Annotated in this window: 32 protein-coding genes; 13 read left to right on the forward strand and 19 right to left on the reverse strand. The window is 71.8% G+C overall.

Annotation, left to right across the window (positions count from 1 at the left end; translation table 11 throughout):
• Positions 1-55 precede the first annotated feature (55 nt).
• From modA to R9Z33_RS04070, 4 genes are read left to right on the forward strand one after another with little or no spacing between them, the layout of a single operon-like run.
• The gene (gene modA / locus R9Z33_RS04055) at positions 56-829 is read left to right on the forward strand and encodes a molybdate ABC transporter substrate-binding protein (protein ID WP_318650023.1); all 774 of its coding nucleotides are present in this window, start codon (positions 56-58) and stop codon (positions 827-829) included.
• A complete protein-coding gene (gene modB / locus R9Z33_RS04060; RefSeq protein ID WP_318650024.1) occupies positions 826-1,527 on the forward strand; it encodes a molybdate ABC transporter permease subunit in 702 nt (233 codons plus the stop codon). Before modA ends, modB begins: the two co-directional genes overlap by 4 nt.
• Entirely contained in the window at positions 1,524-2,642 is a 1,119-nt protein-coding gene (gene modC, locus R9Z33_RS04065; protein ID WP_318650025.1) for a molybdenum ABC transporter ATP-binding protein, read from the forward strand. The genes modB and modC overlap by 4 nt, the downstream gene beginning before the upstream one ends.
• Entirely contained in the window at positions 2,639-2,995 is a 357-nt protein-coding gene (locus R9Z33_RS04070; protein WP_318650026.1) for a winged helix-turn-helix domain-containing protein, read from the forward strand. Before modC ends, R9Z33_RS04070 begins: the two co-directional genes overlap by 4 nt.
• 9 nt (positions 2,996-3,004) lie before the next feature.
• On the opposite strand, the gene R9Z33_RS04075 is transcribed toward R9Z33_RS04070, so the two are convergent.
• Positions 3,005-4,405, reverse strand: a complete 1,401-nt coding sequence (locus R9Z33_RS04075; RefSeq protein ID WP_318650027.1) for an amidase — start codon at positions 4,403-4,405, stop codon at positions 3,005-3,007.
• Positions 4,402-5,211: an IclR family transcriptional regulator gene (locus R9Z33_RS04080; RefSeq protein ID WP_318650028.1), complete on the reverse strand. Its 810-nt coding sequence runs from the start codon at positions 5,209-5,211 to the stop codon at positions 4,402-4,404. Before R9Z33_RS04080 ends, R9Z33_RS04075 begins: the two co-directional genes overlap by 4 nt.
• A gap of 181 nt (positions 5,212-5,392) precedes the next feature.
• On the opposite strand from R9Z33_RS04080, the gene R9Z33_RS04085 reads away from it, so the two are divergent.
• The 4 genes from R9Z33_RS04085 (at position 5,393) to R9Z33_RS04100 (ending at position 8,315) form a co-directional block, all read left to right on the forward strand.
• Positions 5,393-6,373, forward strand: coding sequence for a Bug family tripartite tricarboxylate transporter substrate binding protein (locus tag R9Z33_RS04085; protein WP_318650029.1), 981 nt, complete (start codon positions 5,393-5,395; stop codon positions 6,371-6,373).
• A 17-nt stretch (positions 6,374-6,390) separates the two neighbouring features.
• Positions 6,391-7,080 carry a cyclase family protein gene (locus tag R9Z33_RS04090; RefSeq protein ID WP_318650030.1) on the forward strand — a complete coding sequence of 230 codons (690 nt, stop codon included), beginning with the start codon at positions 6,391-6,393 and terminating at the stop codon, positions 7,078-7,080.
• Between the two features lie 75 nt (positions 7,081-7,155).
• Positions 7,156-7,725 carry a peroxidase-related enzyme gene (locus R9Z33_RS04095; protein WP_318650031.1) on the forward strand — a complete coding sequence of 190 codons (570 nt, stop codon included), beginning with the start codon at positions 7,156-7,158 and terminating at the stop codon, positions 7,723-7,725.
• A 173-nt stretch (positions 7,726-7,898) separates the two neighbouring features.
• On the forward strand, positions 7,899-8,315 hold the full coding sequence (locus R9Z33_RS04100; protein ID WP_318650032.1) for a hypothetical protein: 417 nt from the start codon (positions 7,899-7,901) through the stop codon (positions 8,313-8,315).
• A gap of 30 nt (positions 8,316-8,345) precedes the next feature.
• Here the strand turns inward: R9Z33_RS04100 and R9Z33_RS04105 are convergent, their stop codons facing one another.
• The 12 genes from R9Z33_RS04105 to R9Z33_RS04160 all read right to left on the reverse strand — a co-directional run bounded on the left by R9Z33_RS04105 (position 8,346) and on the right by R9Z33_RS04160 (position 15,825).
• The gene (locus R9Z33_RS04105; protein ID WP_318650033.1) at positions 8,346-8,534 is read right to left on the reverse strand and encodes a YgaP family membrane protein; all 189 of its coding nucleotides are present in this window, start codon (positions 8,532-8,534) and stop codon (positions 8,346-8,348) included.
• A 79-nt stretch (positions 8,535-8,613) separates the two neighbouring features.
• On the reverse strand, positions 8,614-9,063 hold the full coding sequence (gene trxC, locus R9Z33_RS04110; protein WP_318650034.1) for a thioredoxin TrxC: 450 nt from the start codon (positions 9,061-9,063) through the stop codon (positions 8,614-8,616).
• Entirely contained in the window at positions 9,060-9,479 is a 420-nt protein-coding gene (locus tag R9Z33_RS04115; protein WP_318650035.1) for a DUF6691 family protein, read from the reverse strand. Before R9Z33_RS04115 ends, trxC begins: the two co-directional genes overlap by 4 nt.
• Positions 9,480-9,483: 4 nt before the next feature.
• Positions 9,484-9,897, reverse strand: a complete 414-nt coding sequence (locus R9Z33_RS04120; RefSeq protein ID WP_318650036.1) for a YeeE/YedE family protein — start codon at positions 9,895-9,897, stop codon at positions 9,484-9,486.
• Complete coding sequence (locus R9Z33_RS04125) at positions 9,897-10,769, reverse strand: MBL fold metallo-hydrolase (protein WP_318650037.1); 873 nt, start codon at positions 10,767-10,769, stop codon at positions 9,897-9,899. Before R9Z33_RS04125 ends, R9Z33_RS04120 begins: the two co-directional genes overlap by 1 nt.
• A gap of 31 nt (positions 10,770-10,800) precedes the next feature.
• The gene (locus tag R9Z33_RS04130; RefSeq protein WP_318650038.1) at positions 10,801-11,571 is read right to left on the reverse strand and encodes a sulfite exporter TauE/SafE family protein; all 771 of its coding nucleotides are present in this window, start codon (positions 11,569-11,571) and stop codon (positions 10,801-10,803) included.
• Positions 11,571-11,972, reverse strand: coding sequence for an ArsR/SmtB family transcription factor (locus R9Z33_RS04135; RefSeq protein ID WP_318650039.1), 402 nt, complete (start codon positions 11,970-11,972; stop codon positions 11,571-11,573). The genes R9Z33_RS04130 and R9Z33_RS04135 overlap by 1 nt, the downstream gene beginning before the upstream one ends.
• Complete coding sequence (locus tag R9Z33_RS04140; protein ID WP_318650040.1) at positions 11,969-12,634, reverse strand: peroxiredoxin; 666 nt, start codon at positions 12,632-12,634, stop codon at positions 11,969-11,971. Before R9Z33_RS04140 ends, R9Z33_RS04135 begins: the two co-directional genes overlap by 4 nt.
• A gap of 107 nt (positions 12,635-12,741) precedes the next feature.
• Positions 12,742-13,470, reverse strand: a complete 729-nt coding sequence (locus tag R9Z33_RS04145) for a class I SAM-dependent methyltransferase (RefSeq protein WP_318650041.1) — start codon at positions 13,468-13,470, stop codon at positions 12,742-12,744.
• Positions 13,467-14,258, reverse strand: a complete 792-nt coding sequence (locus R9Z33_RS04150; RefSeq protein ID WP_318650042.1) for a class I SAM-dependent methyltransferase — start codon at positions 14,256-14,258, stop codon at positions 13,467-13,469. The genes R9Z33_RS04145 and R9Z33_RS04150 overlap by 4 nt, the downstream gene beginning before the upstream one ends.
• Positions 14,255-15,010, reverse strand: a complete 756-nt coding sequence (locus R9Z33_RS04155; RefSeq protein ID WP_318650043.1) for a class I SAM-dependent methyltransferase — start codon at positions 15,008-15,010, stop codon at positions 14,255-14,257. Before R9Z33_RS04155 ends, R9Z33_RS04150 begins: the two co-directional genes overlap by 4 nt.
• On the reverse strand, positions 15,007-15,825 hold the full coding sequence (locus R9Z33_RS04160) for a class I SAM-dependent methyltransferase (RefSeq protein ID WP_318650044.1): 819 nt from the start codon (positions 15,823-15,825) through the stop codon (positions 15,007-15,009). The genes R9Z33_RS04155 and R9Z33_RS04160 overlap by 4 nt, the downstream gene beginning before the upstream one ends.
• Before the next feature lie 34 nt (positions 15,826-15,859).
• Between R9Z33_RS04160 and R9Z33_RS04165 the strand changes: the two genes are divergently transcribed.
• The 5 genes from R9Z33_RS04165 to R9Z33_RS04185 all read left to right on the forward strand — a co-directional run bounded on the left by R9Z33_RS04165 (position 15,860) and on the right by R9Z33_RS04185 (position 21,060).
• Complete coding sequence (locus R9Z33_RS04165; RefSeq protein ID WP_318650045.1) at positions 15,860-17,122, forward strand: D-amino acid dehydrogenase; 1,263 nt, start codon at positions 15,860-15,862, stop codon at positions 17,120-17,122.
• A 143-nt stretch (positions 17,123-17,265) separates the two neighbouring features.
• Complete coding sequence (gene metK, locus R9Z33_RS04170) at positions 17,266-18,453, forward strand: methionine adenosyltransferase (protein WP_318650046.1); 1,188 nt, start codon at positions 17,266-17,268, stop codon at positions 18,451-18,453.
• A 136-nt stretch (positions 18,454-18,589) separates the two neighbouring features.
• Positions 18,590-19,294, forward strand: coding sequence for a tRNA (guanine(46)-N(7))-methyltransferase TrmB (gene trmB / locus R9Z33_RS04175; RefSeq protein WP_318650047.1), 705 nt, complete (start codon positions 18,590-18,592; stop codon positions 19,292-19,294).
• A gap of 49 nt (positions 19,295-19,343) precedes the next feature.
• Complete coding sequence (locus R9Z33_RS04180) at positions 19,344-19,997, forward strand: M35 family metallopeptidase (RefSeq protein WP_318650048.1); 654 nt, start codon at positions 19,344-19,346, stop codon at positions 19,995-19,997.
• Between the two features lie 82 nt (positions 19,998-20,079).
• Positions 20,080-21,060: a tripartite tricarboxylate transporter substrate binding protein gene (locus tag R9Z33_RS04185; RefSeq protein ID WP_318650049.1), complete on the forward strand. Its 981-nt coding sequence runs from the start codon at positions 20,080-20,082 to the stop codon at positions 21,058-21,060.
• A 42-nt stretch (positions 21,061-21,102) separates the two neighbouring features.
• On the opposite strand, the gene R9Z33_RS04190 is transcribed toward R9Z33_RS04185, so the two are convergent.
• From R9Z33_RS04190 to R9Z33_RS04210, 5 genes are read right to left on the reverse strand one after another with little or no spacing between them, the layout of a single operon-like run.
• Complete coding sequence (locus R9Z33_RS04190; RefSeq protein ID WP_318650050.1) at positions 21,103-21,882, reverse strand: SDR family oxidoreductase; 780 nt, start codon at positions 21,880-21,882, stop codon at positions 21,103-21,105.
• A 29-nt stretch (positions 21,883-21,911) separates the two neighbouring features.
• The gene (locus R9Z33_RS04195; protein WP_318650051.1) at positions 21,912-22,880 is read right to left on the reverse strand and encodes a class I SAM-dependent methyltransferase; all 969 of its coding nucleotides are present in this window, start codon (positions 22,878-22,880) and stop codon (positions 21,912-21,914) included.
• Positions 22,870-24,219: an aspartate aminotransferase family protein gene (locus R9Z33_RS04200; protein ID WP_318650052.1), complete on the reverse strand. Its 1,350-nt coding sequence runs from the start codon at positions 24,217-24,219 to the stop codon at positions 22,870-22,872. The genes R9Z33_RS04195 and R9Z33_RS04200 overlap by 11 nt, the downstream gene beginning before the upstream one ends.
• A gap of 20 nt (positions 24,220-24,239) precedes the next feature.
• The gene (locus tag R9Z33_RS04205) at positions 24,240-25,490 is read right to left on the reverse strand and encodes a NupC/NupG family nucleoside CNT transporter (protein WP_318650053.1); all 1,251 of its coding nucleotides are present in this window, start codon (positions 25,488-25,490) and stop codon (positions 24,240-24,242) included.
• Positions 25,487-26,779 carry a DNA recombination protein RmuC gene (locus tag R9Z33_RS04210; protein ID WP_318650054.1) on the reverse strand — a complete coding sequence of 431 codons (1,293 nt, stop codon included), beginning with the start codon at positions 26,777-26,779 and terminating at the stop codon, positions 25,487-25,489. Before R9Z33_RS04210 ends, R9Z33_RS04205 begins: the two co-directional genes overlap by 4 nt.
• Positions 26,780-26,824 lie beyond the last annotated feature (45 nt).

Here is a 26,824-nt window from a genome sequence, read left to right on the forward strand (position 1 = left end):
CGGCGGGTGGCGCGCGCTATGTTCGGAGGGATATAACGTCAGCGGGAGACCCCCGATGCGCCGCCGCTTGCTGCCTGCCCTCGCCGCCCTTCTCCTGCCGGCTGCCATCCTGCCCGCGCGCGCGCAGGAGAGCGTCACCGTCTTCGCCGCGGCCAGCCTGACGGATGCGCTGCGCGAGCTGGGCGCGCAATGGGCCGCGCGCGGTCATCCGGCGCTGCGCTTCTCCTTCGCCGCCTCCTCCGCGCTGGCGCGGCAGATCGAGCAGGGCGCGCCGGCCGATCTCTTCATGTCCGCCGACGAGGCCTGGGCGAACTACCTCCAGGAGCGGAACCTGCTGGCGAATGCCACGCGCAGTTCGCCCATCGGCAATGCGCTCGTGCTGATCGCGCCCGCGAATGTGGCGCAGCCCCTCACGCTCACGCGCGGCACCGACCTCGCCGTGCTGCTCGGGCCGCAGGGCCGCATCGCCACGGGGGACCCCGCGCATGTGCCGGTGGGCCGCTACGCCCAGGCCGCTCTCACCTGGATGGGCCAGTGGCCGGCCCTGGCGCCGCGCCTCGCGCGCGCCGACAACGTCCGTGCCGCGCTGCTGCTGGTGGAGCGTGGCGAGGCGCCGCTCGGCATCGTCTATGCGACGGATGCGGCGGCGAGTGCGGGCGTGCGCGTCATCGGCACATTCCCGGCCGGCAGCCATGAGCCCATCACCTATCCCTTCGCGGTGACGCGCCGCGCCGAGGCCAATGCCCGCGCCCGCGCCCTGCTCGCCTTCCTGACCAGCGCGGAGGCGGCGCCGACCTGGCAGCGCTTCGGCTTCAGCCTTGCGCGATGACCTCCTGGCTCAGCCCCGAGGAATGGATGGCGGTGCGCCTCAGCCTGGAGGTGGCGACGCGCTCCGTCGCCGTCTCGCTGGTGCCGGCCGTCGCCATCGCCTGGCTGCTGGCGCGCGGGCGCTTTCCGGGGCGCATGCTGCTGGATGCGCTGGTGCACCTGCCGCTGGTGGTGCCGCCGGTGGTGGTGGGCTGGGGGCTGCTCATGCTCTTCGGCGTTCGCGGGCCGATCGGCGCGCCGCTGCATGAGTGGTTCGGCATCCGCCTCGTCTTCACCACCGGGGGCGCGGCGCTGGCGACCGCGGTCATGTCCTTCCCCCTGATCGTGCGCGCGGTGCGCCTCGGGCTCGAGGGGGTGGATGAGGGGCTGGAGGCGGCGGCGCGCACGCTGGGCGCGGGGCCGTTCGACCGCTTCGTGACCGTCACGCTTCCGCTGATGTCGCCGGGGATCCTTGCCGGCGCGGTCACCGCCTTCGCGGCGGGGCTCGGCGAATTCGGCGCGGTCATCACCTTCGCCTCCAACATCCCGGGCGAGACCCAGACCCTGCCGCTCGCCATCTACGCCGCGACGCAGACGCCGGGGGGCGAGGCGGTGGCGGCGCGGCTCGCCTTCGTCTCCTTCACGCTCGCCGTCTGTGGCCTGCTGCTCGCGGAGGTGATCGCGCGGCGCATGGGCCGGCTGCTTGGTCGCGTGGCGTGATCGGCGTCGCGCTCCGCCACCGCTTCGGCCGGGTGGGCTTCGCGCTCGATGTCGCCTTCGAGGCGCCGGCCGCGGGCGTGACCACGCTGTTCGGCCCCTCGGGCTGCGGCAAGAGCACCATCCTCGCCGCCGTGGCGGGGCTGCTGCGGCCAGATGAGGGGCGCGTGGCGATCGGCGATGCCGTGCTGCTCGACACCGCGCGGCGCGTCTGCGTGGCGCCCGAGCGGCGGCGCTGCGGCGTGGTCTTCCAGGATGCGCGGCTGTTTCCGCATCTGAGCGTGGAGACGAACCTGCGTTACGGCCTCCGGCGTGCCCCGCCCGACGCGGCGGGCCCGGGCTTCGAGGAGGTGGTGGCGCTGCTCGGCATCGGTGCGCTGCTGGCCCGGCGCCCGGCCGGCCTCTCGGGTGGGGAGCGGCAGCGCGTGGCGCTCGGCCGCGCCCTGCTCGCGCGCCCGCGCCTGCTGCTGATGGACGAGCCGCTGGCCGCGCTCGACGCCGCGCGCCGCGCCGAGGTGCTGCCCTTCCTCGCCCGGCTGCGCGACGTGGCGGGGCTGCCCATCCTCTACGTGACGCACGCGCTGGAGGAGGTGGACGCGCTGGCCGATCACCTGGTGCTGCTCGAGGCCGGGCGGGTCGTCGCCGCCGGCGCGGTGGAGGCGCTCTCCGCCCGCACCGACCTGCCGCAGCTCGCCGGCCGGCGCGATGCGGGCGTGCTGCTGGCCTGCACCGTGCGGCGCGCGGCGGGCGGGCTCACCGCGCTCGGCTTCGCGGGCGGCGAGCTGCTCACCACCGCCCGCCCCGGGCCGGAGGGGACGCGGCTGCGCGTCCGCCTGCGCGCGCGCGACATCGCCATCGCCATCGAGGAACCGCGCGGCCTCTCCACCCAGAACATCCTGCCGGCGACCATCGCCGGCATCGCCGCGGGCGGCGACCCCGCCGAGGCCTTCGTGCGCCTCGCGGTCGGGCCCACCATCCTGCTCGCGCGCATCACCCAGGGCAGCGTCGAGCGCCTCGCGCTCCGTCCGGGCCTGGCGGTCTGGGCGTTGATCAAGGCCGTCACCTTCGACCACCGGGTGGCGGCATGGCCGAAGTCGGGCGCGGAGGCGGGCGCATGAGCCGGCAGGCGCCCCTGGCCGCACTGCTCAGCCTGCGGATCGACCTGCCGGGCGGGCGCATCGGGCCGGGGAAGATCAACCTGCTGGAGGCGATCGAGCGCGAGGGCTCGATCTCGGCCGCCGGGCGCGCGCTGGGGATGAGCTACAAGCGCGCCTGGGACCTGGTGGATGCGCTGAACAAGCAGCTGCGCGAGCCGGCCGTGGCGGCCAGCCCAGGCGGCCCGCGCGGCGGAGGCGCGACGCTGACCGATGCGGGGCGGAAGCTCGTGGCCGATTACCGCGAGATCGAGCGCGCGGCGCAGCGGGCCGCCGCGCCGCGGCTGGCGGCGCTGATGCGGCGCACCAGGGCCTAGCCGCGACGGCTACCAGGCGGGGAAGGGCGGGCGCGTCCAGGGCGCCGCGGCCGCGATGACGCGGGCCAGCGCGAAGAGGTCCGCTTCGCCGCCGAAGCGGCCGACCAGCTGCACGCCGAGCGGCCTGCCATCCGCATGCGGCCGGCCCGGGATGCTCAGCCCCGGATGGCCCACGGCATTCACCCAGGTGGCGAAGGTGTTCTGCGCCGCGGCATGGCCGGGCTTGCCGCCGATCTCGGCGGGGAATTCGTCGTCGATCGCCCAGGCGGGGGAGGCGGCGCTGGGGCAGAGATAGACATCCGCCGCGCCCCAGTTTTCCGAGACCTGCGCGCGCAGTGCCGCCAGCCCGTCCAGCGCGCGGACATAGTCCACCGCGCTCATGGCCAGGCCGCGCTCGGCCGCGGCGGCGATGGCGCCACTCGCCTCCTTGCGCCACCGCTCGGGATGCAGTTCGGCGGCGCGGGCGGCGCCGGCGGAGCTGATGGCGCCCCAGACGCGGCGCACCAGCGCCACGTCATAGGGCGGCGGGCAGGGTGTGACCTCGTAGCCGGCCGCTTCCAGCAGGCGCGCGCATTCGATGACGGCGGCCTCCACCTCCGGATGCACCAGCTCGCCCTCATAGCGCGCGAACCAGCCGATGCGCGGCCGGCCGGCGGCGCGCGGCGGCGGGAAGCGAAGCGAAGCGGGGTCGCGCTCATCCGGGCCGGCGAGCAGGCCATAGGCCAGCTCCAGATCCGCCAGCTCCCGCGCCAGGATGCCGACCGCCTGGAAATCGATCCCCATGGGCGGGAAACCGTGCCGCCGCGCCAGGCGCCCATTGGAGGGGCGCAGGCCGTAGAGGCCCGTATAGCTGGCCGGGATGCGCGTGGAGCCACCCGCATCCGTCGCGACGGAGAAGGGGACCATCCCCGCCGCCACCGCCGCCACCGAGCCGCCACTGGAGCCGCCCGGCGTCAGCGCCGGGTTCCACGGGTTGCGCGCCTTGCCGTGCAGCGGGCTGTCGGTGCGGCCGGAGAGCGCGAATTCCGGCGTGTTGGTCTTGCCGATGATGACCGCACCCGCCGCGCGCAGCCGCTCCACCACGATGTCATCGCAGGGCGGCGTGAAGTCGGACCACATCCGGCTGCCCCAATGCGCGGGCATGCCGGCCACCCAGATGTTGTCCTTCACCGCGACGGGCACGCCATCCAGCGGGGAGAGGCGCCGCCCCGCCGCCTGGCGCGCGCCGGCCTCGGCCGCGGCGCGCGCGGCGCCGTCTGGGTCCAGATGGACGAAGGCGCCCAATGTCGCATCGGCGCGCGCCACGCGCGCCAGCGCATCCGCCAGCAGCGTGGCGGGCGTCACCGCGCGCCGTTCCAGCGCCTCCGCCATCGCGGTGGCGCTGAGCGGGGCTGTGGGTTCGGTCGTCATGGGCTTTGGCTTTCGGTTGTGCCGGCGGGGGCGATGGCGAGCATCTCCCGCAGCGCCTGTTCTTCACGGAGGAGGATGCGCGCCACCTGCTCGACCCGGCGCGGATCGAGCCGCTCGGCGATGGCGACGACGGAGAGCGAGGCGGGCACGCCGCCGATGCCGTTGCCCACCGCGATGGCGACGCCGCGATAGCGCGCGACGATGCGGCCGGAGGTGATGGCAAAGCCGCGTGCGCGCGTGGCCTCGACATAGACGCGGATGCGTTCGGCGGTCAGGCCGTGGCGGCGATAGCGCCGGGCATTGGCCTCGATCACGGCCTCTGCCTCGCCCGGCGGCAGGCTCGCCAGCACGGCAAGCGCGCCCGCACCCACGCCGAGCGGGCGGCGATTGCCGATCTCGATGGGCAGGGCCTGGATCTCGAAGCTGCCCGCGCGCCGGTCGAGGCAGAGCGCGTCATTCCCGCTGCGGCTGTTGAGGTAGGTGGTGTCGCCCACCGCGCGGGTGATGCGGTCCAGCGTGGCGGCGCAGAGGCGGCGCGCATCCACGCGCGGCGCGACGGCCAGGCCGAATTCGTAGAGCAGCGGGCCCAGGCGATAGGCGCGGCTCGTGGTGTCGCGCTCCAGCAGGCCTTCCGCCTGCAGCAGCTTCAGCAGGCGGTGCGCGGTGGGCTGCGGCAAGCCCGCATTGTCGGCCAGCGTCTTCAAGGTCGCGCCATTGCCGCGCGCGGCCGAGACCTCGCGCAGGAGGGAGACCGCGCGGCGGACCACGCGCGCGCCATCGGCCGAGGAGGGAGGCCCAGTGTCCATCACGCAAACCCCGAATTCCTCAGTAGCCTATCGGGGGCCAGCCCCACAAAAAAGCCGCGCCCGACATGGAATCTCCCGGGCGATTTTCACAGGGTGGAATTGCCCGCCGAAATCCCTTGGCATGGGGCGGGCTCCGCCGGGATGCTCCGCACGGCTTTGCCACAACCGACGGAGGACACCGATGACGACATCGCGCTTCGCACGCCGCACGCTGATGGCCACGGGCCTCGTCGGCCTGGGTGGGGCCGCTGCCCGCGCCCAGGCCTTTCCCAGCCGCTCGGTGCGCGTGATCGTGCCCTTCCCGCCGGCGGGTGCGGCCGATGTCATCACGCGGCTGCTCGCCGAATCCGTCTCGCGCGAGCTGGGGCAATCGCTGGTGATCGAGAACCGCACCGGCAGCGGCGGGCGCATCGGCACCGAGGCCGCGGTGCGCGCCGCCCCTGATGGCTACACCATGCTGATGGGCAGCCAGGCGACGAATTCGATCAACCCCGAGCTCTATCGCGACAGCAGCTTCGATCCGGCGCGGGATCTCGTGCCCGTCGCGCTGGTGGGTGGCGTCGGCTCGATCATCTATGTGCGCAACAGCCTGGAGGTGCGCAGCCTGCAGGACCTGCTGGCACTGGCACGGCGCCGGCCGGGCGAGCTGACCTACGGCTCGGCCGGCAATGGCGGCGCCTCGCATCTCTCCATGGCGCTGCTGGAGGCGATGGCCGGCATCCGCATGACGCATGTGCCCTATCGCGGCACGGCGCCCGCGACGGCCGACCTGCTGGCCGGGCGCATCGACGCGATGAGCGATCCCATCACCACCGCGCTGCCGCATGTCATGGCGGGCTCGGTGCGCGCGCTGGCGGTGACGACGCCGCGGCGCTTCCCCGCCCTGCCCGAACTGCCCACCGTGGCCGAGGCCGGCGTGCCGGGCTACGAGGCGGTGAGCTACTACGGCTTCTTCGCGCCCGCGGGCGTGCCGGCCGAGCCCCTGGCGCGGCTGCGCGCCGCCTGTGCCGCCGCCATCGCCGAACCGGCCGTGGCGCGGCGGCTGGAGGAGCAGGGCATCGTCCGCCTCGGCCTCAACCCCGAGCAATTCGCCGCCTATGTCGCCACCGACCGCGCCCGCTGGGGCCGTGTGATCCGTGACGCCAACATCACCGTCAACTGACCGCAGGAAGACATCCCATGGAAATCGTCGATCTGAGCCGCGAGCTGTTCCACCGCACGCAGACGCATCCCTCGCATCCGCCGGTCATCATGACCGTGTGGAACGACCACTCCGAGAAGAAATACGCGGGCAACACGGTCTTCACCAGCAAGGCCATGTCCATCGCCTTCAGCGACCATGCGGGCACGCATGTGGATGCGCCGGTGCATTTCGACCCGCGTCCGGGCGCGCTCTCGATTGATCAGGTTCCGCTCGAGAACTTCATCACCTCAGCCTTCTGCATCGATCTCTCGCATGTGCCGCTGAAGCATGCGGCGACGGTGGATGAGGTGCAGGCCGCGGTGAAGGCGTCTGGCGAGACGATCCGCAAGGGCGACACGGTGCTGATCCTGATGGGCACCAATGCGCGGCTCCTCGGCAAGCCCGGCTATGGCCATGACTTCCCGGGCCTCTCCATCGAGGCGATCCATTGGCTGGCGCAGCAGGGCATCGGCATGTTCGGCGTGGAGGCGATCAGCCCCGCACCCGAGGGCGAGCTGAACTTCAAGGCGCACATGGCCTGCGCCGAGCTGGGCATCACGCATATGGAATGCCTGGCCAACCTCGAGGCCGTGGTGGGGCGCGGGCGCTTCCGCTTCATCGGCCTGCCGCTCAAGATCCGCGGCGGCACGGCCAGCCCGATCCGCGCCGTGGCGCTGTTCGAGTAGGCGCGGCTGGGCCGGGGGGCCATACTGCCCCCCATGCCGGCCTGGCCGGCCCATAGCCCAGAGGACCGCGAGGCCATGACCGCCCTGCCCATCAGCCGTTTTCCCGTGCCCGCCCTGGCGGAGATCCCGGAGGATATCCGCACGCGCCTGCTTGCCGTGCAGGAGAAGGCGGGGTTCATCCCCAACGTCTTCCTCGTGCTGGCGCGCCGGCCCGAGGAGTTCCGCGCCTTCATGGCCTATCACGACGCGCTGATGGACAAGCCCGGTGAGCTCACCAAGGCCGAGCGCGAGATGATCGTCGTCGCCACCAGCAACGCCAACCAATGCCAGTATTGCGTGGTGGCGCATGGCGCGATCCTGCGCATCCGCGCGAAGAACCCGTTGATCGCGGACCAGGTGGCGATCAACTACCGCAAGGCGGACATCACGCCGCGCCAGCGCGCCATGCTGGATTTCGCGATGAAGGTGGCCTTCGAGGCCCATGCGGTGGGAGAGACGGATTTCGCGGCCCTCGCCGCGCATGGCCTGGGCCAGGAGGAGGCCTGGGACATCGCGGCCATCGCCGCCTTCTTCGGCATGTCCAACCGCATGGCGAATGTCACCAGCATGCGGCCCAATGACGAGTTCTACACGATGGGGCGCTAGGTGCTGATCAACAGGGATTGATCACGGTCCCGCCATTCGCCGGGAGGCCGATCCACGTCCCTGGTGGTTCCACCAAGGACGAGCGGAGCGGCGGCCCCGGCGCGTGGCACGCCATGGGTGCAACCTTTCCACGCCCCGGGCTTTTTCCCTCCTGTTGAACGGAGGGTTTCGGCATGTCGGATGATCATCGCGAGGCGGAGGGCGATTACGGCCCGCAGGACGGCAAGCCGGGCTCGCCCGCCGATCGCAGCGCGAAGACCGCGCTGCCCGACAGCTTCCCGGCGAGCGACCCGGTGGCCACCACGCCCGCCGTCGGCGTGCGGGCGATGGAACTGGACGAGATGCTGGACCAGGCGCCGCCGCCCGAGACGCCCGACGCGCGGCGGGCGACCTCGCGCTTTCCGGACATGATGACCGCCAAGCTCACGCTGGAGAAGCTGGTGCAGGAAATCCCGCTCGATCGCCGCGTCGCGACGCTCGACGAGGAGGCGGGTGGCGAGGTCTTGCTCACCATCACCGCGCCGGGTGCCGACATGGCGCGCATCCGCAAGCTGCTCGCCCGCGGTGGCGATAGCGGCCACACGGGCTGAGGCTTGCGAGACGCCGGGTTCAGCCGGCGCTCAGCGCACGGGGCAGGTGTTGAGGCCCAGCACGCTGTAGAGCGGGCAATTGCCCATCAGGCCGGTCGCGAGCGGCACGATGCCGATCGCGCCCCACCAGCCGAGCGGTCCGAAGGCGCCCAGCCCGAGCAGGGCGAGCCCCGCCACGATCCTCAGGCCCTTGTCCAGGCCACCGACATTCTTCGCCATGCTCATTCTCCGTCCTGCTGCGACGCGGGCCGCGCCCGCGCCATGGTGGAACTTCCCGGACTTCTCGCCTTGATCGCGGTCAAGGTGGCGTGGCCGCCAGGGCGCGTTCTGCCCAGGCGGCGATGTCGCGCGCGCGCATCGCGCCCGCCTGCCGCGCCACCTCCCGCCCGCCTACGAAGAGCGCGAGCGTCGGGATGCTGCGGATGGCGAGTTCGGCGGAGAGCGCGGGCGCTTCCTCGGTGTTGATCTTCACGAGGCGCAGGCGCGGTTCGAGCAGCTTGGCCGCGGCCTCGAATTCCGGCGCCATCACGCGGCAGGGGCCACACCAGGCGGCCCAGAAATCCACCAGGAGCGGCACGCCCGAAAGGTGCAGGTGGCGGCGGAAGCCGGCCTCGTCCAGCGCGAGCGGCTTGCCTTGAAAGAGCGGCGTCTTGCATTGCCCGCAGCGCGGCCCGTCGGCCAGGCGCGCGGCCGGCACGCGGTTCACCGCGCCGCAAGTGGGGCAGGGGAGCTGGACGGCCTCGCTCATCGCGCGCCTCCCGGCAGCAGGCGGAACAGGCCCATGCCGGCCAGCATCGCGGCGACGAAGAGCCAGGGCTGCCAGCCGCCGAAGCCGAGCGCGGCCAGCGCCGGCCCCGGGCAGAAGCCGGCCAGCCCCCAGCCCAGGCCGAACAGCACCGCACCGCCGATCAGGCGTGCGTCCACCAGGCCGCGCGCGGGTGGCGCGAAGGCCTCGGCGCAGAGCGGCGCCGTGCGGCGCCGGCCCAGTGCGAAACCGATGGCCGCGACCGGAATCGCCCCCGCCATCACGAAGGCGAGGCTCGGGTCCCAATGGCCCGCGAGGTCGAGGAAGGCCAGCACCTTGGCCGGATTGGCCATGCCGGAGAGGATGAGGCCCAGGCCGAAGAGGGCGCCGGCCGCCAGCGCCGCGAGGATCCGTGCCATGGCCTCAGCCCCCCAGGACATGGCGGGTGAGGAAGACCACCGCCGCCGCCGTCGCCATGAAGACGCCGGTTGCCACGATGGAGCGCGGCGAGAGGCGCGCGAGGCCGCAGACGCCATGCCCGCTGGTGCAGCCCGAACCGAGCCGCGTGCCGAAACCCACCAGCAGCCCGGCGGCGATCAGCGTCAGCGGCCCGGCGGCCACATGCAGCGCGGGCGCGCCGGCCAGCGCCGCCCAGGCGAGCGGCGCGCCGATGAGGCCCGCGAGGAAGGCGATGCGCCAGGCGCGATCCGAACCGATGCTGCCGGCCAGGATGCCGCTGATGCCGGCGATGCGCCCGAGCGTGAGCCAGAGCAGCAGGGCCGCGGCACCGATCAGGGCGCCGCCGGCGGCGGAGGCGAGGGGGGTGAAGCTCGTCATCACAGCACGTCCAGCGGAACCTTGAGGAAGCGCTTGCCGTCCGCCTCGGGCGCGGGGAGCTGCCCCGCATGCATGTTCACCTGGATCGAGGGGATGATCAGGCGCGGCATGGCGAGCGTCGCGTCCCGCGCCTCGCGCATCGCCACGAAGGCACCCTCCGTCACGCCGTCGCGCACATGGATGTTGTCCGCGCGCTCGGCGGCGACGGTGGTCTCCCAGCGGATCTCGCGGCCATTGGGGCCGTAGTCGTGGCACATGAAGAGGCGCGTGGTGGGCGGCAGCGCCAGCACGCGCTGGATGGAGCGGTAGAGCAGCGCGGCGTCGCCGCCCGGGAAATCGGCCCGCGCCGTGCCGCCATCGGGCATGAACAGCGTGTCGCCCACGAAGGCGGCGTCACCCATCACATGCGTCATGCAGGCCGGCGTGTGGCCCGGCGTGTGCAGCGCGACGCAGGGCAGCGTGCCGACGCTGTAGGTCTCGCCATCGGTGAAGAGGTGGTCGAACTCGCGGCCGTCGCGCTGCCATTCGGTGCCTTCGTTGAAAATCTTGCCGAAGGTTTCCTGCACCACGGTGATGCGCTCGCCGATGCCGATCCTGCCGCCCAGCGCGCGCTGGAGATAGGGCGCGGCGGAGAGGTGGTCGGCATGGACATGCGTCTCGATCAGCCATTCGACGGTGAGGCCGCGTGCGCGCACATGCGCGATGATGGCGTCGGCCGAGCGGGTGGCGATGCGGCCGGCGGCGTAGTCGAGGTCGAGCACGCTGTCCACGATGGCGCAGGCGCTGGAGCCGGGATCCTTCACGACATAGCTGATCGTGTTGGTTTCCGCATCGAAGAAGGGCGTGACCTCGGGGGCGGGGTGGCCTGACATGGGGTGACCTCCTGGATGGGGCGCGCGGGGCTCAGCCATGGCCGAGGGAGCGCCAGATGACGAAGCCCGCCACGACGAGCACGATGGCGGCGAAGATGCGGTTCAGCGTGTCGCGCCCGGTGGCGAGGTGGCGCGCGGCCTGCATGCCGAGCGCGCCGCCCAGGATGCCGCCCGCGATGAACTCGCCTGCGACGGTCCAGTCCACCAGGCCGGAGGCGGCGTAGTTCAACGCGGTCGCCAGGCCGAAGATGCCGACGGCGAGCAGCGAGGTGCCGACGGCGTGCAGCATGGGCATGCCGGTGGCGAGGATCAGGCCGGGCACGATGAGGAAGCCGCCGCCGATCCCGAAGAAGCCCGAGAGCAGCCCGACGCCGAGCCCGATGCCGCCGAGGCGCAGCGCCATGGCGCGGGTGAGCGGCGCCGCCGCATCCGCCGTGCCGCCCCGGCGCGGGCGCAGCATGGCGAGGCCGACGATCACCATCATCACGGCGAAGAGCAGAATGAGGCGTTCGCCATCCATCGCCTTGCCAAGGCTCGAGCCCGCCAGCGCGCCGGCCAGGCCGGTGGCGGCGAAGATGGCGGCCGCCGGCCAGCGCACATGACCGGCGCGCGCATGGCCCGCGAAATTCACGAAGGCATTCGCCGAGACGGCGAGCGCACCGGTACCGAGGGCCATGTGCGGTGAGAGGCCGACGGCGTAGAGCAGCAGCGGCGTGGCGACGATCGAACCACCGGCGCCGATCAGCCCCAGCACGAAGCCGACCAGGCCGCCCGAGCCGAGGGCGAGGAAGGCTTCGGTCATCATCGGGGCAGGCCCCAGCCGGTCACGGCGAAGAGCCCGGCCTCGCCCGTCGCGCGGGGTGGTTCGGCGGGCGTGGGTGCGGGTACGGGCGCGCGCTCACGCGGGGCAGGCGGCGGCCCGCCGATGGCGGCGCGCAGCGCCTCCAGCACCGCGGCGACGCGCGGATCGGCCAGGCTGTAGATGATGGATTTCGACTCGCGGCGCGTGGTGACCAGCCCCGCCTCGCGCAGCGCGGCGAGCTGCTGCGAGAGGTTGGGCTGGCGCAGGCCGAGCTCGCTCTCGAAGCCCGCCACCGCAAGCTCGCCATCCAGCAGCCGGCAGAGGATGCGCAGCCGCATGGGATGCGCGAGGGCGCGCAGGAATTCCGCCGCTACCTCGGGGTCGCAGCCGAGCGCGCTCATGGCTTCACCGCCTTGCGGGTCCGGGCGCCGGGCTGGTGGTACCAGGCGGGGGTGGCGCGGTGGGCCACCTCCTCCATGGTTTGCGGCGGGGGCAGCAGGCCGGGCTCGCCCGGGCGCCAGTCGGCGGGGGTGGAGAGGCCCGAAGCGTCGCTCTCCTGCAGGGCGGCCAGCGCGCGCAGCAGTTCCTCGACGCTGCGGCCGGTGCTCATCGGGTAATGCGCCAACAGGCGGATCATGCCGGCAGGGTCGATGAGGAAGGTGCCGCGCACCGTCGCGGTGCTTGAATCGCCCGGATGGATCATGCCGTAGGCGCGGGCCATGGCCATGGAGATGTCCTCGGCGACGGGAAAGGGGATGGCGATGCCGAACTCGGCCTCGATCGCGCGCAGCCAGGCGAGATGGGCGAAGAGGCTGTCCACCGAGAGGCCGAGCAGCTCGCAGCCCAGCGCCTGGAAGCGCGGATGGGCGCGGGCGAAGGCGATGAACTCGCTGGTGCAGACGGGCGTGAAGTCGGCCGGGTGGGAGAAGAGCAGCAGCCAGCGGCCGCGATAATCGGCGAGGCTGCGTTCGCCCATGGTGGTGCGCACGCGGAAGGGGATGGCGGGCGCGCCGAGGCGGGGCGCATCCGGGGCGGGTTCGGGGGAGGGAGGAAGATCTGACATGGGGTTCGCCTTCGATATACAAAACATAGTTTAGTAGATTGTATATTGTCAAGCCGAAAACGATCCCGCAGCGGTCAGGCGTCTTCGGGGGATGGGCCCGCGGCCGGTCAGGCCCGCGCGGTCAGCTCTTGCCAGGGCGCGCCGAACCCGGCGGCCAGCGCCTCGGCCGGCCCCGGCTTGAAGGCGGCGTAGAGCCCGCGGGCCCAGCCTTCCATGGGGTGCGGCCGGTGCAGCAGGCGGGCGAAGCCGAGGTCGCGCAGCAGGGGCGCCATCAGCGGCGGATTGGGCGCCCAGCCCGAGACCAGCGCGCCATAGGGCATGGCGCGGGTGGTGGCCGTGAGCATGGGCCGCGCCTCGTCCAGCGCCGCCTGCGCCGTCTCCAGCAGCAGCACCTGGCCGGTGACGGCGGCCATGCCGCGCAGGGCGAGGATCGGGTTGAAGAGCTGCTCGAAAAAGGCGGTGGCCAGCACCAGGTCGAAGCAGCCGAATTCCGCCGTCAGCGCGCGCGGGTCGAGCACCATGGCCTGCGCCGCGGCCCCGGTGGCCTCCAGCGCCAGCATCGTCGCCGTGCCCGCCTCCGCGCCCGGCAGGCTCCAGGCCAGGTGGTCCGTCACCAGGGCGCTGGCCGCGCCGCGCCGCAGCGCCGCCAGGCTGAAGCCGCCATTGCCGGCGCCGACCTCGAGCAGCGCCATCCCGGCCAGCGGCAGGGGCGCGAAGAGCGCATCGGCCTCCGCTTCCAGCACCGCCTCGGGCTTCGCCCCGGGCGTGACGAGGCCGGGCGCGAGGCGGAGGCTTTGCAGCCAGGGCAGGGCGGCGACCTGTGCGGCGAGCGTCATGGCCGGAAGTCCCGCATCGCGCCCTCGGCGCCGAGGTCGCGCCATTCCATGCCGAAATTGGCGGACATGGCGGGCTCGGCACCCGGCAGGATGGCGGCGAAGATGCCACGCGTGCGGCTGCCCTCGGCCGGAAGGTAGTGCGGGTGATCGCGGTAGTAGATCCGCGCGAAGCCGAGCTGCCGCAGCAGGTGCAGCATCAGCGGCGGATTCGGCCCCCACCAGTTGGTGTCGTCATTGGCCAGGGTCCGCCCCGGGTAGAAGACCATGGCCGGCTCCGCGCGCTCCAGCGCGTCCTGGTGGGTCTCGACCAGCAGGACCTGGCGGGTCACGGCCCGCATGCGCTGCAGCACGTCGATCGGGTCGAACAGGTGGTAGAAGACGCCGAGGAAGAGCACGAGGTCGAACTGGCCGAGCGATTCATCCATCCGCGTCGGGTCGATCTGCAGCGTCTCGACCTCGAGGCCGAGCTCGGCGCGGGCGAGGTCGAAGGCTTCCCGGCCGCGATAGACCGGATGCGTCCAGGCGAATTCGTCGGTCGCCAGCACGCGGCCGGCGCCGCGCCGCTTGGCGGCGAAGGTGAAGGCGCCGTTCCAGGCGCCGATGTCGAGCACGGAGCGGCCGGTGAGGTCGAAGGGGCCGAGCAGCGCCTCCTCCTCGCGCCGCAGCACCGCGAGGCTCTTGGCGCCGGGCGTGACCAGGCCCGGCCGCAGCTCCAGCGAGTGGAACCAGGTGATGCGGCCGATCCGCGCCAGCAATTCCTGGTCGGAGAGATCGGTCCGGGCCGTCATGCGGCCTGCGGATGGGTGAGGTTGATCCAGGGGGTGTGGAACCCCTCCAGCAGGCCATCGGGCGCCTCTGGCAGGAAGGCCGCGTAGAGGCCGCGCGCGGTGCCCAGCGTCGGGTGGTCGCGGTAGAGCACGCGGTTGAAGCCGAGGTCGGTCAGCAGGTGCGTCATCAGGGGACGATTGGGAGCCCAGCCGAAGACCCAGGCGCCCTCGGGCCCGCCGATCGGCAGCGTCTGCCCATGGCCCATCATCAGCGGGCGGGTATCGGCCAGGCCGTCCTGCAGCGTCTCGATCAGCAGCACGCGCTCGGTCACGGCGCGCATGCCGCGCAGCGCCTGGATCGGGTTGAAGAGCTGCTCGAAGCAGGCCGTGGCCATCACCACGTGGAAATTGCCGAAGCGCGGCGTCAGCTCGCGCGGGTCGAGCGGCGACATCTCGAGGCTGGCGCCCAGCGCATGCGCGGCCCATTGCGTGGCCGAGAGCGCGTCGCTGCCCGGCAGGGTCCAGGCCAGGTGGTCGGTCGCCAGCACGCGGGCCGCGCCGCGGCGCAGGGCGGCGAAGCTGAAGGCGCCGTTGCCCGCGCCGACCTCCAGCACATGCGCGCCCTTGAGGTTCAGCGTGTCAAGCAGCGCGGCCTCCTCGGCCTGGAGCTGCGCTTCCGGCTTGAGGCCGGGGGTGACGAGGTCGGGGCGCAGGCGCAGGCTCTGCAGCCAGCGATGGCCGGCGACGGCGGCGCGGAGTTCGGCCTCGCTCACGGCGTCAGCAATCCTTCGATGGCGCCGGGCACGTCCAGGTCCAGCCAATTGGAATCGAAGCCGCGCACCAGGCTGTCCTCCACCTCGGGCGTGAAGGCGGCATAGACGCCGCGGGCGCGGCCGAGCGTCGGGTGGTCGCGGTAGAAGATGCGCGTGAAGCCGAGCTGCAGCAGCAGGCTGAGCATGAGGGCGGGGTTGGGGCCCCACCAGTTCGTCGCGTCCTGGTTCAGGATGTCGCTCGGGTAGAAGACCATGCCGGGCTGCGCCGTGCCGAGCAGGTCCTGGTGGGTCTCCACCAGCAGCATCTGCCGGGTGATGCGCCGGAGGCGGGCCATCACGTCCAGCGGGTCGTAGAGGTGATAGAAGACGCCCAGGAACATCACCACGTCGAAGAGGCCGAGCTTCTCCGTGATGTCGGGCGGGTCGATCATCTTGGCCTCGATCTCGAGGCCGAGTTCGTCGCGGGCCAGTTCGAAGGCCTCGCGCCCGCGCCAGACGGGGTGGTTCCAGATGTAGCTGTCGGTCGCCAGCACGCGGGCGGCGCCGCGCCGCTTGGCGGCGAAGCTGAAGGCGCCATTCCAGGCGCCGATGTCCACCACGCTGCGGCCGGTCAGGTCGAAGGGGCCGAGGAAGGCCTCCTCCTCCTGCGCCAGGATCGCTTCCGTCTTGCCGCCGAAGGTCGTCAGGCCCGGCCGCAGCGGGATCGAATGCCACCAGTGGAAGGACTGCATGCGCGCGAGCAGTTCGGCGTCCGAGAGACGGGCGGTGGGCAGGTTCATGCGGCGCAGATACCAGAGGCCGGAGGGTTTCGCCATTGACCCTGCGCGCCCCGCGCCGCACCAATGGGCCATGCATGTCCTGATCCTCGGTGCCGGCGTCACCGGCCTCGCCACCGCTCGCGCCCTGGCCGAGGAGGGGCACGCGGTGACGGTGCTGGATGCCGAGCCCCGGGTGGGGCAGGGGGCCAGCTTCGCCAATGGCGGGCAGCTGTCCTATAGCTATGTGGCGCCCTTCGCCGGCCCCGGCGTCATCGGCAAGGTGCCGCACTGGATGCTGGACCCGGACGGCCCGCTGCGCTTCCGGCCGCAGGCCGATCCCGGCCAATGGGCTTGGCTCATCGCCTTCCTGCGTGCCTGCAATCCCGCGACGGCGGAGCTGACCACCCGCCGCCTGCTGCTGCTGAGCTACCTCTCGCGCGACCTGATGCGCGAGCTGGCGGCGCGGGAGGGGTTCGACTTCGCCTTCGCCCCCGCCGGCAAGCTGGTGCTGCAGCCGGATGAGGCCGCCATGGCCGGCGCCCGCCGCCAGATGGAATTGCAGGCGAAGTGGGGGACGGAGCAGCGCGCCCTCTCGCGCGAGGAATGCCTGGCGCTGGAGCCGGCGCTCGGCCACATCGCCCACCGCATCGCCGGCGGCATCCACACGGTGAGCGAGGATGCCGGCGATTGCCGCATGTTCTGCGAGGGGCTGGCGGCCAGCCTCGCGCGCTCCAATGCGGGCGTGACCTTCCGCCTGGGCCTGCGCGCCACCCAGATCATCCGCGCCGAGGGGCGGGTGCGCGGCGTGATGACGAGCCAGGGCGTGATCGAGGCGGATGCGGTGGTGCTGGCGCTGGGCGTCGGCGCGCGGGCGCTGGCCCGGCCCCTCGGGCTTGACCTGCCGGTCTATCCGCTCAAGGGCTATTCGCTGACGCTGCCGATCCAGCGTGACGACGCGGCGCCGCGGATCAGCGTGACCGACAGCGCGGCGAAGCTGGTCTATGCGCGCATCGGCCGGCGGCTGCGCGTCGCGGGGATGGCGGATGTGGTGGGCTATTCCACGGCCTTCGAGGAGAAGCGCCTGACCAGCCTGGTGCGCCAGGCCCGCGCCGCCTTCCCCGAGGCGACCGATTGGCGCGAGCTGAACCCCTGGGCCGGGCTGCGCCCGGCAACGCCGACCGGCCTGCCCATCCTGGGCCGCGCGCCGGGGATGGAGGGGCTCTACCTCAACCTCGGTCAGGGCTCGCTCGGCTTCACGCTGGCCATGGGCAGCGCCGCCGTGCTGGCGGCGGAGATCGCGGGGCGCGCGCCACCCATTCCGTTGGATGGATTCCGGATGGGTTCGATGCCTTGACCCATCGGGCGGGCGCTGCCAAACACCCCGCGCCCGCGTGAGGTGGGCCAGCCTGACCGGGGTGTCCGGTCGCCCACTGGGTGATTCCGCGGGCTGATCCCGTTCCGGAACACTCATCCAGCGACAAGAGGCCGAACCAAGCCATGCGCGACAAGGGCGAATACCTGTTCACTTCGGAGAGCGTCTCCGAAGGCCACCCCGACAAGGTCGCGGATCGCATCAGCGATACCGTGCTCGACACCTTCCTCGAACAGGACCCGTATGCCCGCGTGGCGTGCGAAACTCTGGTCACCACCAACCGCGTGGTCATCGCCGGTGAGGTTCGCGGCCCCGCCTCGATCACGCCCGAGCTGCTGATGCACAAGGCGCGGCTGGCGATCCAGGATATCGGCTACGAGCAGGAAGGCTTCCACTGGCAGAACGCCCATGTGGAGTGCCACCTGCACGCGCAGTCCGCGCATATCGCGCAGGGCGTGGACGCGGCCGGCAACAAGGATGAGGGCGCCGGCGACCAGGGCATCATGTTCGGCTATGCCTGCACCGAGACGCCCGACCTGATGCCCGCGCCGCTCTACTACGCGCACCTGATCCTGCGCCGCATCAGCGAGATGCGCCGCAATGGCGATGTGGCCGTGAAGGGCCTGCTGCCCGACGCGAAGAGCCAGGTCACGCTGCGCTATGTGGACGGCAAGCCCGTCGGCGCCACCTCGGTCGTCGTCTCGACGCAGCATGAGGAAGGCCTGGAGCAGGCGCAGATCAAGGCGATGCTGAAGCCGCTGATCGAGACCTCGCTCCCCGCCGGCTGGATGTGCCCGGACAACGAGCTCTATATCAACCCGACCGGCACCTTCGTGATCGGTGGCCCGGACGGCGATTGCGGCCTGACGGGGCGCAAGATCATCGTGGACACCTATGGCGGCGCGGCCCCGCATGGCGGCGGCGCCTTCTCCGGCAAGGACCCCACGAAGGTGGACCGCTCGGCCGCCTATGCCGCGCGCTACGTGGCGAAGAACGTGGTGGCCGCCGGCCTGGCCGATCGCTGCACCATCCAGGTCTCCTACGCCATCGGCGTGGCGAAGCCGCTCTCGGTCTATTTCGACCTGCACGGCACGGGCAAGGATGTGGACGAGGTGAAGCTCGCCAAGGTCGTCCAGGACCTGGTGAACCTCTCGCCGCGCGGCATCCGCGAGCACCTGCACCTGAACCGCGCGATCTACGTGCCGACCTCCAGCTACGGCCATTTCGGCCGCACGCCGGATGAGGAGAAGGGCACCTTCACCTGGGAAAAGACCGACCTGGTCCCCGCGCTGAAGGCGGCCTTCGGGCGCTGATTTATCCCCCACGAAATCGCTTCGCGCTTTCGTGGGGACCCCGGATTGGTTTCCATCCTGATGGGATGGCTCATCCTCGCGTGGCGAAGCCACGCGAGGGCTCCAGGGGGCGGAATGGCCCCGCAGGCACGGCCGCATGACATCTGACATTCCTTCCGACGCGGACGACTGGCCCGAGGGGATTCCGCATCGCCTCTATGGGCGGCGGCGCGGCAAGAAGCTGCGCGCGCGGCAGGAGAAGCTGCTGGCCGAGGCGCTGCCGCGGATCCGCTTCACCGACCTGGATTTCGCGGCAGGCGCCGATGCGCTCTGGTTCGAGGTGGGCTTCGGCGGCGGCGAGCACACGCTGGCGCAGATGCAGGCCAACCCCGACACCGCCATCATCGCGAGCGAGGTGTATGAGCACGGCCTCTGCTCCCTGCTCACCGAAATCATCCCCGAGGGCGCGGAAGCCACCTCGCCCCTGCCGCCGCGCCTGCGCCTCTGGCCCGAGGATGCGCGGGAATTGCTGATGGCGCTGCCGGAGGCGAGCCTCTCGCGCCTCTTCCTCATGTTCCCCGACCCCTGGCCCAAGGCGCGCCACGCCAAGCGGCGCTTCGTGCATCCCGAGATGCTGCCCATCGTGGCGCGCGCGCTGAAGCCCGGCGGCATCTGGCGCGTGGCGAGCGATGACCCGACCTACCAGGCCTGGGTGACCGAGGTCTTCGCCGCGCAAACCCTGTTCACGGGCGAAGCGCCTGCCACCACGCGGCCGGAGGGCTGGCCGCCCACGCGCTACGAGGCCAAGGCGCTCGCCGCCGGGCGCCGGCCGCTCTATTGGGAATGGCGCCGCGGCGCCTGAACGGCGGCTGCCCCTTCCGGCCCGCCGAGGCTTCGGCCTAGCATCGGCCATGACCGCGACGATGCCCTTCCGCCGGCTTGCCGGCTTCGCCGTGCTGGCCCTGCTCCTCGGTGCCTGCGAGGCGGTGGCGCAAGGTGGCGCCCAGGCCGGCCCCCAGGGTGGCCCGAAAGGCGCCGCGACGGCGCATGCCGGCTGCGATGCGAAGCAGATGATCCTCATCCAGCACGCCGTCGCGGTGGCCGAGCGGCGCACCGCGGAGGCCGTCGCCTTCATCGATGCCGAGCCGCATCACGCGCATGTGCGCGAGTGGTTCGGCACCACGCCGCCGCCCAAGATCCGCGTCCGCCTCGCGCGCACGCTGGAACTGCTGCGGCCCGAGCGCCGCCCGCCGCTGATCTGCGGCACGGCCGAGACCTGCGGCAACCGCCCGGTGTTCGCCGTGGCCAACCTGACGCGGCGGACGGTGACGCTCTGCCCGATGTTCTTCCAGGCCCGCAACGAGGGCGCGGATTCGCGCCCCGGCGTGATCGTGCATGAGATGACGCATCTCGCCGCCGGCACCGGCGACATGGCCTATGGCCGCAGCGCCGCCCTGGCGCTGGCCCGCAAGGAGCCGGACCGCGCGGCGCTGAACGCCGACAACTACGAATACTTCGTCGAGTTCCTGCCCGAGCGGCGGCCGGCGCGGCCCGGCGCGCGATAGGCGCCCGGCGCGATAAGCCGTTGGCGCGCGGCGGGAATGCTGGCTAGGCTCCCCGGCAAAGACGTCCAGGGAGAAACACCACATGCAACGCCGCAACCTGCTGGCGCTGGCCGCTGCCGCGCCGCTCGCCGCCCCCGCCGCCGCGCAGGGGACCTGGCAGCCCGACCGGCCGATCCGCATCATCGTGCCCTTTCCCGCCGGCGGCGCCACCGATGTCTGGGCGCGGCTGGTGGCCGAGCCGATGAGCGAGATGCTGCGCGTTCCGGTGCTGATCGAGAACCGCTCGGGCGCTGCCGGCATGATCGGCGCCGACGCGGTGGCCAAGGCCGCGCCCGATGGTCACACCCTGCTCTTCACCATCACGCCGCTGGTCCAGTCCCCCATCGTGCTGGGCAATGCGCCCTATGACGCGGTGCGTGACTTCAGCCCGATCGGCCAGATGGGCACGACCACGCTGATCTTCATGATCCGGGCCGAGCTCCCGCCGCGCACCCTGCAGGAATTCATCACCTATGCCCGCGCCCAGGCGCGCGCCGGGCGCGGCCTCACGCTCGGCTCCTGGGCCGCGGGGTCGAGCGCGCATGTCTTCGCGCTCGCCATGAACAACAAGCTCGATCTCGGGATGACGCATGTCGCCTATCGCGGCGAGGCGCCGATGGTCGTCGCCTATCTCTCGCGCGAGGTGGATGCGGGCATCAACAGCCTGACCAGCACGCGCGAGCACATCGCGAGCGGCCGCCTGCGCCCGCTCGCGGCGCTCGGCGACACGCGGGCCGCCAGCATGAATGAGGTGCCGACCTTCATCGAGCAGGGGGTGGATGTGGGCCGCGGCTGGTCGGGCTTCGCGGGCCTGCTGGGGCCGGCCAACATGCCGGCGCCGGTCCATGCGCGCCTCGTGCAGGTGTTCCGCGACACGATGCAGCGCGAGAGCATCCGCCAGCGTCTGCTGGCCATGGACACCGACCCCGCCTGGCTCGGCCCCGAGGATTTCAGCGCCGCGATCATCCGCGTGCGCGACATCTGGACCGAACTGACGCGCGGGATGGATCTGCAGCTGCGCTGAGCCTGGCCGCGGCGCCGCCATGCGGCGCGAGGGCGGCCCGGCCTATCCCGGCGTGGCGGCGGATCCAGCGAGAAGGCCGCCATCCACATGGAGCTCCGCGCCCGTCACGTAGGTGGCCTCGTCGGAGGCCAGCATCGCCGCGACAGCCGCGACCTCCTCCGGCATCCCGAACCGCCGCAGCGGGGTGTCGGCGACCAGCGCCGCCATGCGCGCTTCGCGGCCGGGACCGTCGCCCAGCATCGGCTCCCACATCGGCGTGAGGATCGCCCCTGGATGGATGGAGTTGCAGCGGATCTTCCATCCCTGCTCCGCGCAGTAGAGCGCGACGGTCTTGGTGTGGTTGCGGATGGCCGCCTTGGAGGCGGCGTAGGCCGCCGCGGCCGGAATGCCGACCATGCCGGAGCGTGAGGAGATGTTGATGATGGACCCGCTGCCCGCGGCCTTCATCGCGCCGATCGCGTAGCGGCAGCCGAGGAAGGTTCCATCGAGGTTCACGCGGTGGACCGCCCGCCAATCCTCCAGGCGGGCATGCTCGGGATCATGGCGAACCGGGCCATCCTCGAAGCCGGTGACGCCGGCATTGTTGACCATCACGTCCAGCCGCGGCACCAGCGCGGCGAGGCGCAGCCAGTCGCCCTCCTCGCCGACGTCGAGCCGGATGAAGCTTGCGCCGATCTCCGCGGCCAGGGCGGATCCGCCGGCCTCATCGCGGTCGGTGACGATGACATCGGCACCTTCCGCGCGGAAGCGCCGGGCGATGGCGCTGCCGATCCCGCGCGCGGCACCGGTGATGACGCAGGTCTTTCCGCTCAGTCGCTGCAAGCCGGTGCCTACTCCTCGACGCGGTGTTCCTACCGCAGTTTCTCGAAGGTGAAGGTGTTGGAAAGCGCGCCACCCGGGCGGCCGATGAGGAAGCTGTCCTCCCGCAGGTCACGCAGCACCAGGCCGTGCCAGTCGGCCAGCTCGAGGATGGCGCGCTGCGGGATGGCGTGCATCTCCATGTCCGCCCCCGGCGTGCCGGCGAGGTAGGAGGCGATGTCGAACTGATAGCCCTGGAGCCAGACCGGCAGCTGGAAGATCGCGACGCCACCCGTCTCCAGCGCGCGGAAGGCCTGGCGCAGGATGTTCATGGTGACCGGCGGCGGGCAATGCTGCAGGACGATGCGCGAAAACCAGAGGTCGCAGCTTTCCACCGGCATCAGCCGCTCGGGCATCACCTGCGTCAGCGTCACATGGCCGAGGCCCGCGGCGCGGAAGGTCTCGCGCGCCAGATGCAGATGCGGCCCCGAGATGTCGAGGCCGGTCACCTGCGGGAAGCGGCGCGCCAATTGCAGCGTGACGCGGCCGACGCCACAGCCGTAATCCACGCAATGCCGGAACTGCCCGACGCTGCGTCCGATGCGGCCGAGCGTCGCCTCCACCACCTGCGCGTCCCAGGCGCCGGCGGCGTAGAAGGCCTCCAGGTTGTTCGCGATGTTGTGCGGCAGGAAGCGTTCCTCGGTCAGCACGGACCAATGGGGCGCCGTCTCGCCCGCGCGCGTCCAGTAGCCGCCGACCTTGGCCGCCATCAGCGCGAGCGTGTCGGCGTCCGCCTCGGTCTCGACCAGGTTGGAGCCGGCATCGAGCGAGGGCAGGGCGTGCAGGTTCGAGCCGTGGCGCAGGCCGAATTCCGCGCAGGTCGCCAGCGCCTTGCCGAAGCTCTGCAGGTCCGGCCAGGCGGCGAGGGCATTGGCGATGACGTCCTCGTTCTCCGGATCGCGGCCGAGCAGCATGCGATAGCCGAGGATGACCGCCTCGCGCGTTACGGGTTCACCCGGCAAGGGCGGCCTCCACGGCGGCACCGAAGCGATCGAGGATCATGCCGACTTCCGCCTCCGTCACATTGTAGGGCGGTGCGAGGATGACGTGGTCCCCGCGCAGGCCGTCGATCGTGCCGCCCATCGGGTAGCAGCCGAGGCCGCGCGCATAGGCCTCGCGCTTCACGCGGTCATTCATCTTCAGCGCGGGGTCGAAGACGGCCTTGCTGGCTCGGTCCTGCACCAGCTCGATGGCCCAGAACAGGCCGCGGCCGCGGATGTCGCCCACATGGCGGTGATTGCCCAGGCGCTCCGTCAGGCCCTGTTCCAGCAGCGCGCCCATGGCGTTGACATTGGCGAGCAGGTTTTCCTCTTCGATCACCTCCTGCACGGCGAGCGCCGCCGCGCAGGCCATGGGGTGTGCCTGGTAGGTATGGCCGTGCATGAAGCCGCCCGAGCCGTCACGGATGGCGGCGATCACGCGCTCCTGCACCAGGATGCCGCCAATGGGCTGATAGCCGCCGCCGAGGCCTTTCGCGATCACCTGGATGTCGGGCGCGACGCCCTCCTGCTCCCAGGCATGCATGGTGCCGACGCGGCCCATGCCGCTCATCACCTCGTCCAGGATGAGCAGCGCGCCGTGGCGGTCGCAGATCTCGCGCATCTTCCGGAAATAGCCAGGGAGCGCGGTGACGCAGCCCAGCGTGGCGCCGACCACGGTCTCCGCGCAGAAGGCGATGACGTTCTCGGGGCCCAGGCGCTGGAACTCCGCCTCCAGCTCATCGGCCAGGCGCTGGACGTAGTCGGCCTCGCTCTCATGGTCCGCGCGGTCGCGATAGGCGTAGCAGGGCGAGACATGGCTGAAGGCGTCGCTCAGGATCGGCGCGTAGGGGGCGCGGCGCATGGCGTTGCCGCCGGCGGCGAGCGCGCCCAGCGTGTTGCCGTGGTAGCTTTGGCGGCGGGCGATGTAGCGGGTGCGCTGCGGCTCGCCCTTCTCCACGAAATACTGCCGCGCCATCTTCAGCGCCGCCTCCATCCCCTCGCTGCCGGAGGAGACGAAATAGGCGTGGGTAAGCCCCCCCCCGTATTCCTTGCCGGGCGCATGGCCGACCAGCCTGTCCGCCAGGCGCTCCGCGCTCTCGCAGGAGAAGAGCGCGGTATGGGCGTAGGTGAGCTTGCCGAGCTGCGCCTGCATGGCCGCCAGCACATGCGGGTGGCCATGGCCGAGGCAGGCGACGGCGGCACCGCCAGAGCCGTCGATCACGGCATGGCCGCCCGCCTCCCGCAGCCAGATGCCCTGGCCGGAGACGGCGACGGGCGGTGCCGTCTTGAGGTTGCGATGGACGAGATGGGAGCTGCTCATGCCGGGAGCCTAACCCGGCCTCAGGGCGGTGTCAGCACGCCGACCGCCGCACCCATCAGGCAGCAGGCGAGGGTGGCGGCGGCAAGGGAGGGCAGGCCGAGCGAGACGATCTCGCCCCGGCGCTCGGGGCACATGGCGCACATGCCGCCCAGCATGATCCCGACCGAGCCGAAATTGGTGAACCCGCAGAGCGCATAGGTGAGGATGAGGCGCGAGCGGTCCGACAGGGCGGCGGCCCCGCCGCGCGCCATGTCGAGATAGGCGACGAACTCGTTCACCACGAGCTTCACGCCGAGGAACTGCGCGACCGTCGCGGCCTCGTTCGCCGGCACGCCCATGGCCCAGGCCAGCGGCCAGAACAGCACGCCCGCCACCTGCTGCAGCGTGATGCCGAAGAGCGGCTGCAGCACCTCATTGCCCAGCGCCACCAGCGCCACGAAGACGATGAGCGCGGCCATGATGCCGAGCAGGAGCTGCAAGCCATCCGTCGTGCCCTGGACCAGCGCCTCCATGGTGCTGGAATAGAGCGGCGGCGCCTCGATCTGCCCTCGGGCCTCGCCCTCGGTCACCGCGCCGCCCGGGATCATCAGCAGGGCCACCAGCACAGCGGCAGGCGCACCGATGAGGGAGGCGGTGAGCAGCTGCCCCGCCGCATCCGGCACCACGGGCGAAATGATGAGCGCATAGATCACGAGTGTGTTGCCCGAGATGGTGGCGAGGCCCGCCACCATCACGACGAACAGCTCCGAGCGCGTGAGCCTGGCGAGCCAGGGGCGGATGAGCAGCGGCGCCTCCACCATGCCGACGAAGACATTGGCCGCGACGGAGAAGCCCGCCGCGCCGCCCAGGCCGAAGAGGCGGCGCAGCCCGGCGGCGAGCACGCGCACCACGAAGGGCAGCACGCGCCAGTGATAGAGAACGGCGGAAAGCGCGCCCACCAGCAGCACCAGCGGCAGCGCCTGGAAGAAAAGGATGAAGGAGGCGCCGGGCGCGGTCTCGGCGAAGGGCAGCGGCCCGCCGCCCAGATAGCCGAAGACCAGCGCCGTGCCGGCCTGGGTGGCGCGCGCCAGCGCATCCACGGCACGCCCGATCAGCGCGAAGCCGGCGCGCAGCAGCGGCACATGCAGCATGAGCGCCGCGAGGCCGATGAGGCCGGCAATCCCGCCCGCCACCACCCGCCAGGAGGCATCCCGCCGGAAGCCGCCCATGGCCCAGGCGAGGGCGCAGAGCAGGGCGAGGCCCAGCGCGGATTGGAGTTGGAGAGTCGTCACCGCGTGGCCTCCTCATCCTCGGGCGCATCCAGGCCCAGCACCTCGCCCGATTGCTCGCCGGGCAGGGCCTCGACGGTGCGGAGCTTGCGGGCGATCTGCCGCGTGCGGGTCTGCGCCTCGCCGATGGTGCGCGTCATCGTGCCCGCCTGCTTGCCGAGCTTGTCCAGCACCTCGGCCATCCTGCCCATCTCGCCCTTGGTGGCGGCCAGAAGCTCGCGCACCGATTCCGCGTTCTTCGAGAGCGCCAGCGTGACATGGCCGAGCTGGATGGTCCGCAGCAGGGCAGGCAGCAGCGAGGGGCCAAGGATGAGCACGCGCTGGTTGCGGCCGATGTCGTCGATCAGGCCGGGGATGCGCGCGACCTCGGCATAGAGCCCCTCCGTCGGCAGATACATCACGGCGAATTCCACCGTGCGGGGCGGGATGATGTATTTCTCGGCGATCTTCTTCGCCTCGCCGCGGATGCGGACCTCCAGCGCGCGGCGGGCGGCGGCCTCCGCCGCGCCGTCGGCCGCTTCCCAGGCATCCAGCAGGCGGGCGTAGTCCTCGATCGGGAATTTGGCATCCACCGGCAGCAGCACGCGCACGGCGCCCGGGCTCGGCATGATGACGGCGAATTCGACGACATCGGCGCTGTCCTCGCGCAGGCGGATATTCGTCTCGTAGCCGCCCTCGGGGAGGATGTCGTCCAGCAGGGCGCGCACCTGCGTCTCGCCCCAGCCGCCGCGCGTCTTCACATTGCCGAAGAGGCGCTTGATGTCGCCGATCTGGCCGGTGACGGCCTGGATCTCGCCCATCGCCTTCTGCACGGCGGTGAACTGGTCGATCACGCGGGCGAAGCTCTCGTTCATCTGCTTCTCGACCGCGCCGGCGAGTTGTTCGTTGACGGATTTCTGGATCTCGGCGAGGCGCTTCTCATTCGTCTCGCGCATCTCGGTGAGCTTCTGGTCGAGCACGTCCCGCGTGCGCGCGGCGTCGGTGGCGAGGCGTTCGAGCAGGGATTTCTCCAGCGTGGCGAGCGCCGTGGATTGGCGGTGCTGTGCCTCGTTCAGCAGCTTCGCCTGCTCCACCGCGAAGCCCGAGACGGCGGCGCCGAGCGAGGCCTCGCTCGCGGCCAGGGCGGCCTTCACCTCGCCGGTCAGCGCGCCGAGGCGTTCGCCCTGGCGTTCCTGCGCGGCCTGGAGCAGGGGGAGGGCCGGGTCGCTGGCGGGCTTGCGAGCGAGCAGCACCCCCAGCACCGCGAGCAGCAGCAGCACGACCAAGCCCAGCAACACCACTTCGACCGTCACGAAGCCTCCCGCGAAGAATCGCAGGAATCATGCCGTCTCCCGCGA

Source organism: Sediminicoccus rosea (assembly GCF_033547095.1).
In the GTDB taxonomy this organism is placed as follows: domain Bacteria; phylum Pseudomonadota; class Alphaproteobacteria; order Acetobacterales; family Acetobacteraceae; genus Roseococcus; species Roseococcus rosea.